Annotated in this window: 15 protein-coding genes and 1 pseudogene; 3 read left to right on the top strand and 13 right to left on the bottom strand. The window is 42.4% G+C overall.

Annotated elements, in window-relative coordinates; all coding sequences use genetic code 11:
- Window positions 1-329 precede the first annotated feature (329 nt).
- The 7 genes and pseudogenes from HWQ39_RS04475 to HWQ39_RS04445 all read right to left on the bottom strand — a co-directional run bounded on the left by HWQ39_RS04475 (window position 330) and on the right by HWQ39_RS04445 (window position 3,632).
- On the bottom strand, window positions 330-482 hold the full coding sequence (locus tag HWQ39_RS04475; RefSeq protein ID WP_292842030.1) for a hypothetical protein: 153 nt from the start codon (window positions 480-482) through the stop codon (window positions 330-332).
- A gap of 275 nt (window positions 483-757) precedes the next feature.
- Window positions 758-931, bottom strand: coding sequence for a hypothetical protein (locus HWQ39_RS04470; protein WP_292842029.1), 174 nt, complete (start codon window positions 929-931; stop codon window positions 758-760).
- A 117-nt stretch (window positions 932-1,048) separates the two neighbouring features.
- Entirely contained in the window at window positions 1,049-1,618 is a 570-nt protein-coding gene (locus tag HWQ39_RS04465) for a general stress protein (protein ID WP_292842027.1), read from the bottom strand.
- A 143-nt stretch (window positions 1,619-1,761) separates the two neighbouring features.
- Window positions 1,762-1,968: a high light inducible protein gene (locus tag HWQ39_RS04460; protein ID WP_292842025.1), complete on the bottom strand. Its 207-nt coding sequence runs from the start codon at window positions 1,966-1,968 to the stop codon at window positions 1,762-1,764.
- Between the two features lie 263 nt (window positions 1,969-2,231).
- Window positions 2,232-2,522, bottom strand: a pseudogene (locus HWQ39_RS04455) (NAD(P)/FAD-dependent oxidoreductase); the annotation flags it as partial.
- Window positions 2,479-2,622, bottom strand: coding sequence for an FAD-dependent oxidoreductase (locus tag HWQ39_RS04450; protein ID WP_292842023.1), 144 nt, complete (start codon window positions 2,620-2,622; stop codon window positions 2,479-2,481). The pseudogene HWQ39_RS04455 and the gene HWQ39_RS04450, both read right to left, overlap by 44 nt.
- A 386-nt stretch (window positions 2,623-3,008) precedes the next feature.
- On the bottom strand, window positions 3,009-3,632 hold the full coding sequence (locus HWQ39_RS04445) for a chemotaxis protein CheB (protein ID WP_292842022.1): 624 nt from the start codon (window positions 3,630-3,632) through the stop codon (window positions 3,009-3,011).
- Window positions 3,633-4,054: 422 nt separating this feature from the next.
- On the opposite strand from HWQ39_RS04445, the gene HWQ39_RS04440 reads away from it, so the two are divergent.
- Window positions 4,055-4,744 carry a Crp/Fnr family transcriptional regulator gene (locus HWQ39_RS04440; protein ID WP_292842020.1) on the top strand — a complete coding sequence of 230 codons (690 nt, stop codon included), beginning with the start codon at window positions 4,055-4,057 and terminating at the stop codon, window positions 4,742-4,744.
- A gap of 128 nt (window positions 4,745-4,872) precedes the next feature.
- Window positions 4,873-6,330: an MFS transporter gene (locus tag HWQ39_RS04435; protein WP_292842018.1), complete on the top strand. Its 1,458-nt coding sequence runs from the start codon at window positions 4,873-4,875 to the stop codon at window positions 6,328-6,330.
- A gap of 150 nt (window positions 6,331-6,480) precedes the next feature.
- Here the strand turns inward: HWQ39_RS04435 and HWQ39_RS04430 are convergent, their stop codons facing one another.
- The 3 genes from HWQ39_RS04430 to hflX form a co-directional block, all read right to left on the bottom strand.
- Entirely contained in the window at window positions 6,481-7,749 is a 1,269-nt protein-coding gene (locus HWQ39_RS04430; RefSeq protein ID WP_292842016.1) for a carbamoylphosphate synthase large subunit, read from the bottom strand.
- 236 nt (window positions 7,750-7,985) lie between these two features.
- Window positions 7,986-8,858 carry an isoaspartyl peptidase/L-asparaginase family protein gene (locus HWQ39_RS04425; RefSeq protein WP_292842014.1) on the bottom strand — a complete coding sequence of 291 codons (873 nt, stop codon included), beginning with the start codon at window positions 8,856-8,858 and terminating at the stop codon, window positions 7,986-7,988.
- Window positions 8,859-8,872: 14 nt separating this feature from the next.
- The gene (gene hflX / locus HWQ39_RS04420) at window positions 8,873-10,582 is read right to left on the bottom strand and encodes a GTPase HflX (RefSeq protein WP_292842012.1); all 1,710 of its coding nucleotides are present in this window, start codon (window positions 10,580-10,582) and stop codon (window positions 8,873-8,875) included.
- Window positions 10,583-11,082: 500 nt separating this feature from the next.
- On the opposite strand from hflX, the gene HWQ39_RS04415 reads away from it, so the two are divergent.
- Window positions 11,083-12,381, top strand: a complete 1,299-nt coding sequence (locus HWQ39_RS04415; protein ID WP_292842010.1) for a chloride channel protein — start codon at window positions 11,083-11,085, stop codon at window positions 12,379-12,381.
- A 31-nt stretch (window positions 12,382-12,412) separates the two neighbouring features.
- Here HWQ39_RS04415 and uvsE read toward each other — a convergent pair whose 3' ends face one another.
- The 3 genes from uvsE to HWQ39_RS04400 all read right to left on the bottom strand — a co-directional run bounded on the left by uvsE (window position 12,413) and on the right by HWQ39_RS04400 (window position 17,009).
- On the bottom strand, window positions 12,413-13,360 hold the full coding sequence (gene uvsE / locus HWQ39_RS04410) for a UV DNA damage repair endonuclease UvsE (protein ID WP_292842008.1): 948 nt from the start codon (window positions 13,358-13,360) through the stop codon (window positions 12,413-12,415).
- 118 nt (window positions 13,361-13,478) lie between these two features.
- Complete coding sequence (gene galE / locus HWQ39_RS04405; protein WP_292842006.1) at window positions 13,479-14,465, bottom strand: UDP-glucose 4-epimerase GalE; 987 nt, start codon at window positions 14,463-14,465, stop codon at window positions 13,479-13,481.
- Between the two features lie 336 nt (window positions 14,466-14,801).
- Complete coding sequence (locus HWQ39_RS04400; RefSeq protein ID WP_292842004.1) at window positions 14,802-17,009, bottom strand: family 1 glycosylhydrolase; 2,208 nt, start codon at window positions 17,007-17,009, stop codon at window positions 14,802-14,804.
- Window positions 17,010-17,256 lie beyond the last annotated feature (247 nt).

The following is a 17,256-nucleotide window of genomic DNA, read 5'->3' as shown; positions in this document are numbered from 1 at the left end:
ATTGTTATTTTGCACAAAAATCGGTTTTCTGCCTGTAATTATTTGTTATCCGAAAAAGCGTATCTTGATTAAGATTTAAAAACTAAATAAATCATCTACCTTGACAATAAATTTAAAATGCTTTTTTATTAATAAATCCTTCTTAAGAAGTATTAATGAAGCTCCTCAAAAATATTTGAGGAGCTGAAGGAGCTTTTAGAGTGTGAATAATTTATAGTCACTACAATAATTTAACTCTTATAATTGGTACATTCGTCTATCTAAAGAAAGGCCATTTTATTAAAGTATCTCGTATCCTAGAGTACAAACATTTTGAAAATGGCAATATCTTATTCTCGTGCTTTCAGCCAATCTACAATTGTTGGTGGTAAGTTTTTTTTAACTTTGCTGGTTACATACATACCAATATGTCCAACTGAAAACGATCGCACTGTATAATCAATACTAACAACATATTTCTCAAGAGCTAAAGATGATGGCAATAAAACTGTAAGGATTCAGGTCTAAACGAGAGGAATTAAAGAAGGGGTCTGTACAGAATAGTTAACCATCGCTTTTAAGGTTTCACTGTCTAGTTTTGGGCGCAGATATTTTTCCATAATTGCAGAAATATGGCAGCGTTTTAATTTAAATGAAGATTTTTGATTAACTAAAAACACTGCCATAAATTTTGTGAGGGCTGATGTTATATCTGAAATTATTCAAATGCTATTCAATGTCATCAGCAAGCAAAAATACCCATCTTAAACAAATAGCATTAGTGAATAAGCCCGTAATAAGCACTTGCACTAACTAAGATAATTGTTAAAACTACCAGTGCTGTGCTAAGTAAAAATTGCACAGAGGTTTTTTGATTGAGAGCTTCTTTACTTCCACCCTCGATTGTCGTGCGCTCAGTATTATTAGAATTAATTGTTTTGTCAGACTTCATGGCTCTTACCTCATTTAATGATTTATTGCAATTTCACCTTTAATTTCACAAAGTACATCTAGCTTTAGGATTAAGAAAAAGCTTGAAATAGGTAGATGCAATTAGACGCTATTTTCACTAATGCACCCCACCGTTTTGAGTCTGCGGGGAATCATAAACGCCCCAATATTCAATACCGCGATCGCGTAATATTGGTTCAATGCGATGAATCTCTTCTTCTGAGCCTTCTAGGATGAGCAAATAATAACTCTGCTGGAGGCGATCGCTATAAACTCTGGCTTTCTCTTCAGGTATGCCTAAATCACCTAATGCTTTCAGTAAATTCTGATTTGCGGCGGCTCCCACAGCCACGCCTGCAACGCTGCTGACTAATGCTACACCTACGGAACCTGCTGCGAGTATAGCTCCTAAACCGGGAAGTGCTAAACTACTCAAACCAAGTAACGCGCTACCCCAAGTAGTTGCTGTCAGCGTTTCTCCCACGGCTCCGGTTGTATTGACATCTTGATCACCAATGCGATCGCTTACTTGGGTTTCGCCTAAGTTATCGCCTTGCTCTACATCTTTAGCAATTACAGAAACTTTCTCCATTGTAAAGTTTGCAGTTTTCAATTCATTAATTGCTTGCTCTATTCCTTGAGAATTAGCAAATACTCCTAATGCACGTATAGTGTCTTTAGTGATCATATTTCCCTCTTTCACAATTGTATTAGTGCGTCCATCTCTAACCCCAGTATTTCGCCTCAGTTGACGAGTAGGTTAAGTATTAAAACGCTACTAAGTTGTTTATTTAATTGATTTTCCCAAGGTGGATAAATATAAGTGAAGATTTAGCGAACCAAGTGGAGTACATCACGCACTAAACTATAGCCAGCCAAATCCCAAAGTAGGTAAGAAACAAAGCCAATCATCGCTAAACGCCCGTTCCACAGTTCTTGTTGAGGATTCCACCCAATAATCCAAGCATTGCGATCGACACCGTTATAGGCTTTAGCTTCAGTAGAGAATTCAACCACTTTGTTAGTTTCGGTTGCCATTGCAAATATTCCTTAATAACTCTACTACACCCACATGTTAGTTACTATTACGGTTGCAGTTCTCTATCTATTGGGGAATCTAGAAGTGTCACAGGAAATATCTGTAAGCATTATTTAGATTTTTAATAATTTCGACTAAAAAGCATCAGGGACTTGCCCCAGAAAGCTTGCAAAAGCTCATTCGTAACTGTTTACCAACTTCAGACTAAACTTTTAAATTAAGCAATTTCCTAATGCCATTTACTTTTTTTATAAACAGTCTCTTAGTCCGATTCATTCCTCAAGACAGATGCAAAAGCAGATTTGATTGAACCTCCCGCTTCCTTGAGTTTCTGGGCGATGGGTTGCTCGTTATGTAAAAACACACGCGCACAGTTGCGTCCCGGCAAACCGGAAATTTAACCACCCGGATGAGTTCCAGCACCAGTAAGATACAAGTTATCAATTGGTGTTTTGTAGTTAGCTAATTCTGGCAACGGACGGAAGCAAAGCATCTGCTCTAAAGTCATATCAATATGATAATAATTGCCTTTGTAAGTTCCTGAGCGATCGCCCTTCCAATAACAGGACGCTGTAACCAGCTTTCAGTAGGTAGCCAGCACAAACTAAACCATTATGGCCAGCGCCAATAATTACAACGTCATACGATTCCATGACTGCAAGGTGGGGAGTAAAGTATATTCCCTGATATTAGAAAGTGCTGAAGATATCTAAATCTTTCGTGGGTTATAGAATATTTATATATCTAGTAGTAGTATTTTTATCACCAAGAAGTATAGCAAAGTGCTGTTAGCGGATAGCTAAGGTTTAGCCCGTTCTGAGTGCTGTTAGGCGAAGTTGGCATATCCTAGCAGGTCTTTTTCAGGATCAACTAAAGAGTTATCTACCGATATATCGCTAATTGTTGTCTGTGCCATAAAAAACTTTTTTACTCATGTTGCGATCGCCTCTATCGGGGCGTAGTCTATCGTGACACATTCAGTAGGATGAGCAATGATACCTTACGATAGAAATTTCCAGTGAAATAATTTCCTCAAGACTTATGCTACTAATTCCTTCATTGCCAGGCTGGATAACTTCTTGGCAATCATCTCTGGACTCAGAACAAAATCTACTTTCCCGGTGTCAATAGCAGCTGAAGGCATATCGAAGTACTCCGAAGTAGTTTGATCTTGAGCAATCGTCGTGCCACCATAGTTTTTTATTGCTATCACTCCTAAAGCACCATCTCTGCCGCACCCACTTAGGACAATAGCAATCCCCCGAATTCCGTAATTAAGTCCTACCGACATGAATAGTTTATCCACTGAGGGACGAACAAAGTTTATCTTTGGCGATTCTAATAGACACAAAGTACCGTTAGCCTCGACTACTAAGTGCCGATCTTCAACATAAGTGTAAATTGTTCCTGGACGAATTATTTGCCCTAATTTTGCCTGCTCTACGGGCAACGCTGTATAGCCTCTGAGGATATGTGCCAGACGACTAGGGTAGAGAGGATTCATGTGCTGAACTACAATAATCGCCCCTAGAAAATCTACTGGTAAAGCCGACAATATTTCGATGATTGGCTTTTGCCCGCCCACAGAAGCTCCGATCGCTACTATATTGTAAGCAATATTGGGGAAATGTGACAGAATACGATGTGATTTTTGTAACGCCATTTTTTTTGATTATGTTTATCGCTCAGTAGCAATCGTCTAATTACTGTTGAGATAGCTTCACAAGTCACACTGCTATAGGACTCCTATTTGATTTTTGAACAAAACTCAGTACACCTTTATTCCTTCTTCCCAGTCCCAGAGGGGACCCCACCTTCCCCAATCTCCAGTCTCTTACCTCTACAAGTGATTCAGAAATCAAAGACGCTCGATAGCGCAGCGTTAGTGACGCAGGAGCGTCTGACTCGCTACCGGATTGCTATATGTTATCTAGCATTTAATGATTATATGTTGTCTGGGCAACATATAATCATTGTAAAAGATAAATCTTTTGCCAGAGGTTCTTGATTGGTATTGTTTATTTAATACAGATAAGACTGGCTCAAACAGCCTTTTGCTATCTGTGTATCAAGCATTCTGCACTTGTGAAAAACCAACTTTTAGCTGCCCTACCCCCTGAGGAATACTCTCGTCTTGCTCCTTATATGGAGCATGTCTCTCTAGAGTTCAGGCAAGAACTTTATTCACGTAACCAACCAATTGAGTACGTCTATTTCCCCAACTATGGCGTAGCCTCTATGCTCACAGTGATGACGGACGGTTCGGCAATCGAAGTGGCTACGGTGGGCAATGAAGGAATAGTGGGTCTTCCAGTATTCCTGGGAGCCGATAGGATTCCGGGCGAGTGTTTTATACAAGTCCCTGGCTCTGGTTTAAGGATGAGAGTAGATGTATTTAAAACTCATGTCACCGCAGATAGTCCGTTGTACAATCTACTACAAAAATACACGCAAGCGCTGTTTAATCAAATTGCTCAATCAGCAGCGTGTAACCGCCTGCACTCAATAGAACAACGAATGTGCCGTTGGCTTCTGATGACTGCCGACCGAGTAGAGACAGACACTTTTGCACTGACTCAAGAATTTCTCAGCGTAATGCTAGGTGTGAATCGCTCCACTGTTAGCCTCAATGCCTCTATTCTTCAAAAGGCGGGACTAATCAATTATACTCGTGGGCAAATAACTATCCTTGACCGCTTAGGTATAGAAGATATCACCTGCGAGTGTTACCAAGTCGTCAATGCGGAGTTTAAGCGTTTGTTTAACGGTAACTAGGTCGGCGTAAATATTTATCGTTGGATGAGGCAAGAGGTAAGAGGGTTTGAGCCTATTATAAGTTTTACTAATTGTGGCTAATAGTAGCAGCTATAACAATTTAATTTTTTAAATATTGACTAAATAATATGCTTCAGCCCCAAGAAGATGACATTTCAGTAGAAGCTAGTTCTTTTCCCCCTGTCCCCATTCAAGAAATCTCAGAGGATAGGGCATTAACAGAGACGGTACTTTTCCCAACTCCAAAACTGTTTCTAAAAATTTCTAAGCCAGAAATTCGCCAAAGTCTTAGGGCGTTAACTTATGAAAGTGTCTTTGCTGCGCTTCTTTATAGTATCATCGGCGGCGCATTGCTCAGTAATTTCTTGCTAGAGTTAGGTGCTGGCCCAGTCGAAATTGGTCTACTCGCGGCTATCCCTCAGATGGTGAATCTGCTCCAACCACTGGGAGCATATTTGGTAAACCGAAGTACCAGCTTCCGTTGGTATTTTCTATGTATTTTCATCCCGTCGCGGCTGCTATGGTTGATTCTTCTACCAGCGATTTGGTTGGTTACTTCATCTCGTATTACTGGATACCAAGTAATACAGTTGACACTGGCAATTCTCTTAGTAGCTAATATTATCGAAGCTTTTGGTCGTGCGCCTTGGCTTGGGTGGTCAGCTGTGTTAGTACCTCAACGGTTGCGGGGGCGATATTTCGGCTTTCGCAATAGTATTCTCGGTTTGACTAACCTTGTTGGTGTCCCTCTGCTAGGTTTAGTAGTATCAGCTTGGCCTGGTGGAACCCTTCAAGGTTATGGCACAGTCTTGGTTATAGGAATCGTGCTAGGGCTAATCAGTGTCGGCTGTCAGTTCTGGATGACTGATATAAACCCGCAGCTTTTAAAAGTTGGGGATTCAGACACATCGCAGCCTCACGGGATGGATTTTAGCTTGTTTAAAGATGCTAATTTTTTGAAGTTTGTGCTTTATCTGAGCATCTGGTGCTTTGCTGTTAACATCAGCGCTCCCTTTTTTAACCTCTATATGCTGGATAACCTGGATATAGATATTAGTGTGGTAACGATTTATCACGGCTTAGGAACTGGTGCGAATATGCTAATGCTGCTTTTGTGGGGTAAACTGGCCGACCGGATTGGGAATCGCCCAATACTACTATTAGTGGGAGTCTTAGTGGCGGTGACACCTCTGCTGTGGCTCTTGGTTGGAAGCGATCGCATTTCTTTTTGGATCTGGCTACCCTTGTTGCATATACTAGCTGGTGCAACGTGGGCAGCAATCGATTTGTGTACCAACAATTTGATGATGGGAATAGCACCGTTGGGCGATCAGTCGGGTTATTTTGCGATCGCAGGTGCAATTGCTGGTATCACTGGAGCAATGGGTATTACTGTCGGTAGCTTTCTAGCAACTCTCCCTGGTGCTGCGGGTTTGCTGGGGCTATTTGTGATCTCAGGCTTACTACGGATGGTTGCACTTGTACCCTTAGTTTTTGTTCAGGAGCAACGCTCTATACCACTAGGCCAGCTAATGCGATTCTTATTCTCAATGAAGCAGTCAACTGATCTGATAGAAGTGGAATAGTAGGTTGTTAATTAGACATCTCCGGAAATTAAATATGCGTTACTCATAACCCTTGTAGAGACGTAGCACTGCTACGTCTCTACATTCTTTTTCGGAGATGTCTATTATGTATTTCAACAACATCCCAGCAAACCTGCACTTTCTAGTAGTTTAAGGAAGCCATTGTAATCCATTATTCTGTAATTTCTGCTCGATATGCTGCATTTCTTGGATAGTTTCTCCAGTAACGATCGCATAAATTTCGGTGTATATTTTTCCATATTTCACCTTCTCTAAAGCCGACAGGATAATCAAGTCTTTGCGATCTAGTTCTGATTTTAAACTTACTAAAATTGAATCTAACGTTCCTTCCATACGGTAATCACTGGAATATTTAGCTACTTCCTTTCCCAGTCCCAGTAGGGTATGACGCTGTAAGCACAACGGAGTCGAGCCATTAACTCGAAAATTGGCATCGATCGCATAAAATTGTCCGTCTCGATCTTCCAGTACATCAAAGCCAATCACACCGAAATAACCCTGTTTGTGAGCATACTGACCAATGGCAGCAATCATCTCAAAGAACTTGCTCATGTCAGTGTTGCGGTAGTCAATCAGTCCGCCTAAATAGTTGCCTTCGGGAGTGACAAGTTGGGTGGTAGTACCGATGAGGGTTATCTCTCCCGTTTTGTTGACATAGAACTGTACGCAGTAATTCTGCACCTCATTCTTGACGAACTCTGAGACAATAATCGTATTAAGCAACTTAATATCAAGATATTTCTTGATTTCTTCAAAAGAGTAGTTCAAATCGCTGGGGCTTTTGATGATATAAGTGCCTTCTCCTGAGAGTCCATGCGACGTTTTAATTAAATAGGGGAATTGTGGTAATTGAATGTCTTCGAGATTGACTTGGTGCAGATTGTAGCTCTCATATTTTGGACATTGCACTCCCAGTTGGTCTAGTGTTACTTTGCTGAGTAAGCGGTAATGAGTGTCTGGAAGAACAGCGTGTTTTTGCGGTTTGAGGTGATCAAAGGGAAATAAAGTAATCAGTTTGTCAAAATCTTTGCCCTGGCTGAGGTCATCTAGATAAGTCGAGCAATCCATCATCGACCGATTGGAGTGGCTGCCGAAATGCTCTTGCCAGTAGCCAATTAGCGAGTTTGACGGTGGTATAATCACAATTCCAGGAATGCGATCGCCTAACACAGCCAGATTTTTCCAAGGTTCCTTCTGACAAATCTTGTCGAAGGAGGTTTTGGTGGCTTCACTACTGCCATCTTGAATAAAATATTTTTTCCGATTGGGATAAGCGGCCCAACTGCCAGTTGCAGGGTAATTTAAAATAAACCCATAAGATGCATCTGTGATATCTTCAGCAAACAGATCGGAAAGAGAATTCCCTTGAAAGTATTGAAAATTATATTTTGAATTCATCTAGTCCTCCCTTAAAACCGCATTCCTAGAGGGATGCGGTTGTTGATAGCAAACAAGTCTCTTCATTTTATAAGTAACATCAATTTCAAAAAATAAAGCTACACATTCAAACTTTAAAATTTAGAGCAAATGTTACTTTCTGAATTATGGATTACATTGACGTTAACCTTGCCGCAGACTATTACGTTAGCGAGTCTGCGAGCGTCATTACGAGACGAGTTACGAATTGGTATGAGTTATTTTTGAGTAAAGGCAGCTACCTTATCTTGTCCTACGGTCATATAAGCACAAGCCATGTGTGACGAATTATACGCCCAGCCAACGCGTCCTTGACGGTCTATGAGGATGCACCCAGCTTCACCTTTAACCTTAGAAGCCAGAGCGTCAATTGCCATCTGTGCTGCTTCATCTGGATGCCGATCGCCACTCAAAAAATCGATCGCAGTTTTAGCCAAAACCACCGGGATAATTGACTCGCCATCACCTGTTGTTGAGCAACCGCCGATTTTATTATCAGCGTACAAGCCACAGCCAACAAGCGCAGTGTCACCGACGCGACCTTGTTGCTGCTTAGTAGTACCACCAGTTGAAGTGCCAGCAGCTAAAATGCCGCTAGCATCCAAAGCGACACAACCAACGGTGTTGGGGCGATCAATTACTTTTTGATCCTCCTTCCACTGCTCCAACTGTTCCTCGGCTATCAAGTCTTCTTTTTTACACATTTCGGCTCCGTTGTCTGCGGCAAAGCGTTCTGCGCCCCGCGCCACTAGTAGCCTGGGTTTATCATCCATAATCTGTCGTGCTATGGAGATGGGATGACGGATGCCCTGAACTGCTGCAACTGCTCCCCAACTTAATGAGCCTTCCATGATCGCCGCGTCTAATTCCACCTCTCCATCGCTGTTGAGAGTTGCACCAAGGCTGGCGTTAAATGTCTGGTCAGCTTCTAGAACTCGAATAGCTGCTTCCACAGCTTCAGCGGCAGTACCCCCACTGATTAGCACTGCCCAACCAGCTTCTACTGCTGCTGTGCAGCCTGCATTGTTGGCTGCAACTTTATCGTCTGTGATGGTTTTTGCTCCACCGTGAACAATGATGGTCGGTGTCATATAATTTCTTCTTGTTAGTATGAATTTTGTGGAACTGCAATCGTTTTCATGGGTTCGTCAATTAGTTGCAGCGATCGCACCTTTAAAGTCTCTAAACCCAAGTGCTGGGTTGCTGATATAAACACAGCTTCGGGATAATCTTGTTGAACTCTAGCCCAGGTTTCGCTATCTACTTTGTCAATCTTGTTAAAAGCAATCAAACTTTTTTCTGGAATCTCAGGCATTTCTTCGAGTATTTCCAGGACACTGGCAATATGGCTTTCCCAAGCTGGATGAGACAGATCCACAACATGAATCATGGCATCAGCCTCAACTACTTCCTCCAATGTGGCGCGAAACGCATCTATCAGTGGTGGTGGGAGTTCGTGAATAAACCCTACCGTATCTGTGAGCAAAATCGAGCGGCGTTCTTGCGTTTCTAGTTTTGTAATTACCACCTTGCGGGTTGTTGGGTCGAGGGTAGCAAATAGTTGGTCTGCGGTAAAAACTTCTGCATTAGTTAACACATTCAGCAAAGTAGATTTACCAGCATTGGTATAACCAACTAATGCCAAAACCGGAATTTCTTGCTGTTGTCGTTGTTGTCTAATGCGGGCGCGATGTGCTTGTAAGTCGTTTACTTCCTGCTGTAACTGGTTTATTCGTCGTTCAATTGTTCGGCGTTCCGTTTCTAGTTTTGTTTCACCAGGGCCTCGCGTACCAATCCCCGCACCTAATCGAGACATTTCCTGACCGCGACCGCGCAACCGAGGTAACATATATTCGAGTTGCGCCAGTTCTACTTGTAATTTCCCTTCTTGAGTGCGAGCGCGTTGAGCGAAAATATCCAGAATTATTTCTGTACGATCTATAACTCGGATGCCTATTTCCTGTTCTAAGTTGCGGGCTTGAGATGCAGAAATATCTCGGTCAAAAACGATGAGATTAGCTCTTACTTTTTGAGCCAAAAGGGTGATTTCTGCAATTTTTCCCTTACCGACCACTGTTTGGGGATGGGGGCGATGTCTGCGACGGGCTACGCCTACGCGCTTTTGCCGCATTGTATCGAGTACAATTCCTCCAGCGCTTTCAACCAAACGCACTAATTCTGCAAGCCCATCTTCAAATCGTTGAACAGAAACATCTTCTGTCTGCACTCCTACCAGCAACACCCTGTCTTGATCGGAAACAATTTCTTGAGATAAAAATATTCCATCCCCTGCGTCAACGATTTCTCTTTCCCATTCGTGAACTAGTTCATCAAATTCCTGTTCGGTTATATCATCCAAACTTAGAGGAGGTGAAATTACCCAAGGACTTTCTGAATCGGGGAAAAGATAAGTTAGAAAAGCTTCTTTTACTTCGCCATCAATTGCGGTTAACATGACAAGAGCATCTAAGCGCTGACGCATTATTGCAATCAACGCTGCTTCATCAGGTGATTCTGATTTAAATTGAGTAGCAATACAACGGATTCCGCTCAAACGTTTTGCACTGCGGCGGGGTAATTCTTCAGGCGGAATTTGAGTTTGATTTGGTGTTCCTACAGCAATTCGGATAATCTGTCCACGTCGATTGATATAACAACAAATCGGGTGATGAATTTGTTGACTGATTGTAGCTAAAACTTGAGCAAATTCTGGCGTAATAAATCTATCTGCTGGTTGATTTTGCTCATAAAGCTCTTGCAGTCGTTTAATCTGACTAGCTTTGATTCCCTGAACATTGCCATAAATTTTTTGCATAAAACTAACAATTTACAGTTTAGTTTTTAAATGTTGAATATTGTTATTTTGAGCTTTTTCAATCTTGATTTAATCTACCAAGAGAAATAAGGAACTTATATAGATGATTACCTCAAAAGTAAGCTTTTTTAAAATGATTTATAGACTGATGAAGTATCAACCATGAAATTCTAAACGTGTAATGTTCCGCCGTGTGACGTAAAGCGTCTTGTCCCAGAGGCATAGAGAACGAAAAAATAAAAATTGCTTACAGCGATTTTCAGGTAAATGAACTACAAATAGACCTCTCTCCTAAAAGGAGAGAGGCTTTGATTTTCTCCCCTTCCCTACAAGGGAAGGGGCTGGGGGTTAGGTCTCATAATTGTGGTCTAAATACATGAAAACTGCTGTAAGTAAACTGTGTTGCTTTATAGAGCAAAGATGATTCAGTGAACTAAATAGCCATTACGATAAAAAATGTAATATTTCATATTCTTCATTTCATAAATAGGAAATAAGCAGTGTTACCAAAAAAGCCCACCTCTACCAATCAAACTCAACACTGGACATTTTCTCAACTTTTCGGACTAGTAAAACGTAATCCCTTAATGATTTCACAGTGGGTGATGCTCTGGGTAGCTGTGGGCATTGCTGGTGGTTTATTCGCTGCGTTGTACTGGAATGTTTTAGAATTCTTAACTCACCATCTGCAACGATTTGAAGGTTTTAGTCTCCTGATAGTGATGCCACTAGCCGGTTTAGTTATCGGTCTGGTGATTCATTTCTTGGGAAATCCCGGTGAAATTGCCGTGATTGTTGATAATATCCATTTTCGTGGCGGACGCTTAGATGCTCGTAAAAATCCCTCAATGATTCTTGCTTCTCTAATCAGTATATCGGCGGGCGGTAGTGCTGGCCCGGAAGCACCACTGGTACAGGTAACAGGTTCTTTTGGTACTTGGGTTGCCGATCGCTTAAAACTCCAAGGTGAAGACCTCAGAACCATGAGTTTAGCGGCGATGGCGGCTGGCTTCACTGCCTTATTTGGCGCACCTCTTGGCGGTGCAATGTTTGCCCTGGAGATTTTACACCATGAACATATTGTCGAATATTACGAAGCCTTGATGCCAGCCATTGTTTCAAGTTGCGCTAGTTATTTGGTATTTGCAGCAATTACACATTTGGGAATTGCACCTACTTGGGATTTTCCCCAGTACCACTTAGACAAGATCGATGATTTTGCGATCGCTATTATGTTCGGCATCATCGGCGCGGTGGCGGGATGGATTTTTATCGGCATTTTTCGCGGCTGCGATCGCTTGTTTGCTCGAATTCCCGGCCCCATTTATATACGCACAACATTAGCAGGATTTGCGCTTGGCACTTTAGCAGTTTTATTACCCCTAACCCGTTATTTTGGACATGAAGAGTTGGAATCAGTCCTTACTACTAACTTTCCTGCTGTTTTTCTCTTAACTCTTGCTTTTGGCAAAATGGCTGCCATTAGCTTTACGGTAACAGGTGGGTGGCGCGGTGGATTCATCATCCCTTTGTTTTTCACTGGTGCTTGTATTGGTAAAGCAATAGCAGTCTTAATTCCGGGGCTTAATCCCGCCCTTGCCATGATTTGTACAATGGCGGCTATCAATGCAGCCGTAACGCGCACACCGATAAGTACGACTTTGCTACTTTCAAAACTGACTAACTTAAGTCCTTTGACACCAATCCTTTTTGCCAGTTTAATTGGATTTTTCCTCGCGCCCAAAGTTCCCTTGATTGCATCTCAACTTAAGTCCCAGAGAGAAGCTACTGAATTGTAGCTAGCTAGGCTACTGCGTTAATTACACACAATTATTTTTCATTTAGCCAGCAAGAACGCAAAAGTGCGATCGCTTCTTCTTTTCGTTTGGCTTCGACTTCGATCCACGGTGCTTGGTAGTAGACATTGGGCATATCGGTAATCAAGTCGCTGTGTTTTCTGTCATTGAAAGCTTGCTCACCATTGGAAATATGGACTAATTGCCAATCTGGATTTTTCCAAGTTTCTCGCGCTGCGTAAAACATAGATGCTACACTCGGATGATCGTAGCTATCCAAATTTTCGTGGCAAATATGGTGATGGGCATCAAATACCATCGGCACATCAGCTTGCTGACATACTGCTAAAATTTCATCGGCACTATAGGCGTATTCATCGTTTTCTAGAGTCAAGCGACTTTTGATGTTTTCTGGAAGTTCGGAAATTACTTTTACTAGTTGTTCAGCCCGTTGAGATTTGCCACCATGAATATTCATCAATGACCAAGGCGATCGCGGTAAGCCTAATAAGTCAAATATACGTGCATGTCCTGCTAAATTCTTGATACTTGCTTGTACTACTTCGGGAGAATCAGAACTTAGCACTACATATTGATCTGGATGCAGCACCATTCTGATGTTCAATGCATTTGCTCGTTGACCTATTATTGCTAAATCAGCGCTCATTGCCTCTAATATATTTGCACCGATTTCGTCTTCTAAGTCACTTAGGGGAAATAAATTAGAAGACATCCGATAAAGCTGAATTTTATTCTGCTGACAAAAGGAGAGGGCATCATGTAAGCGCTGTAAGTTATGGCGATACAGTTCACTCAGGGCACTTTTGCGATCGCTAAGGGAAAATTTTAAGTACCGGGTGCGCGTCATTGTCCGAAAGCGTACTTGTTTGTCCGAGGTGATGCAAACTAGCCCTAAAGAGGGCTGTGTACTTTTTTGGCACTGCTGTACATTAGGTAAATTTTGAAACTCGATTACGCTCATTAACTGATACTAAATGTTACATATCTTAACTTATTCTTTCAATTTAAACAAGTTCTCCCATTGTTACGAGTACCTAAAGAATGAATTCCTAATCCTTACAGGATATTTTAAATTGTCTTTACTTATGTCGTTGTTGATGCCATTGCCAAGCATGGGCGATAATTTCGTTCAGATTAGGATACTCTGGATGCCAACCCAATATTTTGGTTGCTTTGTCGCTGCTGCCAACTAAAATAGGGGGGTCGCCTGGTCTGCGATCGCGTTCTTCTATTTTAATTTCTTTGCCTGTTATCTCTTTAGCAGTTTCTATCACTTCCCTCACTGAAAAACCACTGCCATTTCCGAGATTAAATACTTCACTTTCTCCACTTTTGAGCAGATATTCCAAACCTAAAATATGGGCTTGTGCCAAGTCAGTCACATGAATATAATCCCGAATACAAGTTCCATCCGGGGTAGGGTAATCTGTACCGAAAATTAAAATAGATTCACGTTTACCAAAAGCAGTTAGTAGTACTAATGGTATGAGATGAGTTTCAGGTTCGTGGTCTTCACCAAGTAATCCATCAGGGTTAGCACCGGCGGCGTTAAAATAGCGAAAACGTACAGACTTTAAATTATAGGCTGTATCAAAATCAGATAAAATTCTTTCTACCATCCACTTGCTAGTAGCATAAGGGCTAATGGGATCTTGTGGATGATCTTCGGTCAGGGGAACAAACTTTGGTACACCATAAAGAGCGCAAGTAGAAGAAAAGATAAATTTGTTAACTGATGCAGCAATCATTGCTTCTAAAAGTGTCAGAGTGCCTGCAACATTATTTTGGTAATATTTGGCTGGATCTGTGACAGATTCACCCACTGCGATATAAGCGGCAAAATGCATAACCGCAGTTATATTGTGAGTTGAAAATATGTTATCGAGAAGAGAGCGATCGCTCATATCCCCAACAATCAATTTTACCTGCAAAACTTCTTCTACAAGTTCTCGATGTCCGTTCGACAGATTATCTAAAACGATTACTTCATAACCTGCGTTTTTCAGAGCTAATACAGCATGGGAGCCAATGTATCCGGCTCCTCCCGTTACTAAAATAGTTGACATAATTGGAGATTGGGGCGTGTTTTTAAAGTTTTAGATCCCCCCAACCCCCCTTTTTAAGGGGGGCTAATAATTTCTTAAAGTACTCTTTTTTAAGGGGGATTTAGAGGGTTATAAGCAATAATGAAATCTTTGCGATATAAGAGGATGTTTGTCAAGTCTACTGTTGTATCAATATCTCCCATAGCCTCATTTTTAAGGGGGTAACAACCTTCTCGAAGTCCTCCTTTTTAAGGAGGATTTAGGAGGATCTAAAGATTTGGATACCTCAGCCACTACTTTTAAAACATCCTCTAACAATTACGTTAGCGTAGCCCATTAGGATCTGTACCGAATGTACTAATTTCTTTCTTCCAAGTAACGAGAAATTGCATTGTCAAGGTGTGGCATTAATTCACCGCGATCGCTACCAAGAACGCTGTAAGCTGGGCGGGGAGCAATCCAACCAAGTTCTTGCGTAGGAAGAGCAATTAGATTGCTGACACTCACACCTGCTTTTTTCGCCGCCAATCGGGCTAATTCAGACCAAGCGATCGCACTTTTGTTAGCCAAATGCCACAAACCGTTCTCGCCATCAATCAGCAAATCAAGACTGGTATGGACAAGATCGGGTACATAAGTGGGCGAAACGATCGCATCTTCGGCTGCGACAAAAGTATTACCAGCAGCTAATTGCCGCAGGGCGATCGTGACAAAGTTGTAATCATCCCACGGGCCGAAAAATGCGCTGGTGCGAATCATTAGTGATGCCGGATGAGCCTGTAAGACTAGCTTTTCTGCCAAAACTTTGCTGCATCCATATACATTCAGGGGCGCAACGGTATCAGTTTCGACATAAGGATTAGACTCAGCACCATCGAATACCAAATCTGAAGAGAAAGTTAGCAGCCCCACATTATGTTGAGCGCAAGCAGCAGCTAAAATCGCTGCCCCTTCAGCGTTTACCTTTAAACAAATATCGGGTTCGCGTTCGGCATCGTCCACCCGCACGTATCCCGCAGCGTTCACAACTGCCCACGGTTGCAACTCGGTAAGTACTTTATTGACGGAAGCAGGATTGGCAATATCCATATCTTGGCGTGTCAATAGGCGATATGAAATTCCTCGCACTTCACACAACCGAGCAAAAGCCTTACCTAGAGTTCCTGTAGCTCCCACGATCGCCAGGGGACGATTGGGAGCAGGGGAGGAAAGCGGGGGATATGGGAAAGATACGCCACAACTGAGGGCTGGGTATAATAGGCGCTCTTGTCGATGCCACCATCCTGGTGTATCAAGTAGTGGATGATTGGGTTTATGCCCAGTGGCTAAATCTCGCACCATTTTAGCGATCGCTGTTTTTCTGGGGCGTGATGAGCGCAAATCAAATACGCCTGACTCGTAATAACCTACCCAACGAGTTACTAAGCTATTCCAATCGTAAGTACCCAGAAGCGACCATACAGTGATAGCACGAACATCCACACCCTCGTGTCGTACTTCCTGCGCCGCATTCCACACCTCATAAAGCCAGCGTAGTTGTTCCTCGCGGGTACAGTTAACGTGTACTTCAGTCACAGCAAGTGGCAGATTGTAGCGTTCCCATGCCTCTAGTAGCAATGAACGCGGCCCTGCCAAACCCTCAGAACAAACTCGCACCGCATCTACATCTGCATACTTGTCCTGCCCATTTCCGCCATGTGTCCAAGCTGGATAATTTTCTGTGTTTTCATCCAAGAAGCGTTCGCTGGTCACGTAATGGTTAATGCCGATGATGTCAGGGGGACAGGTATTTTGTAAAAATGTTTCAAGTTCAGCCTCGCTGATACCACAGTCGCGCAAGTAACCCCACATAGGACGAGTTGGGGAAACTAAACCACACAATAAATCAAGACTCAACCAACGACGCTCGTTTTCTAGTTCTGCTTGGTATATTAATTTCGATGTACTATAAGTTTTACCCAAATCCTCAGTTTGTACCAGTTGGGCATTGGGGTTGATTTCCCGGATTGCCTGCATTGAAAGAGCGATCGCTTTACATTCCCCTAACAAAGCACGGGCGAAAGTTAAATCATCTTTTCCGTGAGGATACCAGTGACCGTACATTCCACTAAATCGTGCTGTTGTCAGTGGTTCATTGATGGGTGTGTAATGTGTAACCCAAGGATAGCGTTCTGCAACCGCACGAGCAAACACCGCTAGTTTCTCAGGAAATTCTGGATCTACTAAGCTGGTATCACGCGGCCCACTGCCATGATGTACTAGCCCCACAATTGGACAGATGCCGAGTTCGCGCAAGCGTCCCAGCCGTTCATCCGCCCACGACCAATCAGCATTCTCCAAACCATTGGGCGCTATCTTCTCCCAAATTACTGGATAACGGATAGCATGTATGCCAAGTTCAGCGAATAAATCTAGGTCATCTAAGCGGGTTGCATGACCATTGCGTTCTAACTGATCGAAATACTCTTCACCCACACGATTGACCGTACATTCGACACCACCCCAAACTTCTAGGGGAAGTTGTGCTTTGTTGCTGTTGAGTGTCGAGTTGAAAGCAGAAGCCATAATTTACAACTCAAGCTGATATTTTATTTATTTGATGCGTTCTTTTTCAGTTTTGTAGGGTGTGTTATGCCGGAGGCGCACCATGCTAAATTTTCGGTGCGTTAGAACTAGGGTGTGTTTTCAAAGTCTTAGATCCCCCCAACCCCCCTTAAAAAGGGGGGCTAAGAATCTTTTAAAGTCCCCCTTAAAAAGGGGGATTTAGGGGGATCTAAAAAATTAGGAGGCTAAACGAGTAGTTTGAAAACAC

The organism is Nostoc sp. NMS8 (genome assembly GCF_017115045.1).
GTDB lineage: Bacteria > Cyanobacteriota > Cyanobacteriia > Cyanobacteriales > Nostocaceae > Nostoc.
This window is presented reverse-complemented; position numbering and strand designations above follow the sequence as displayed.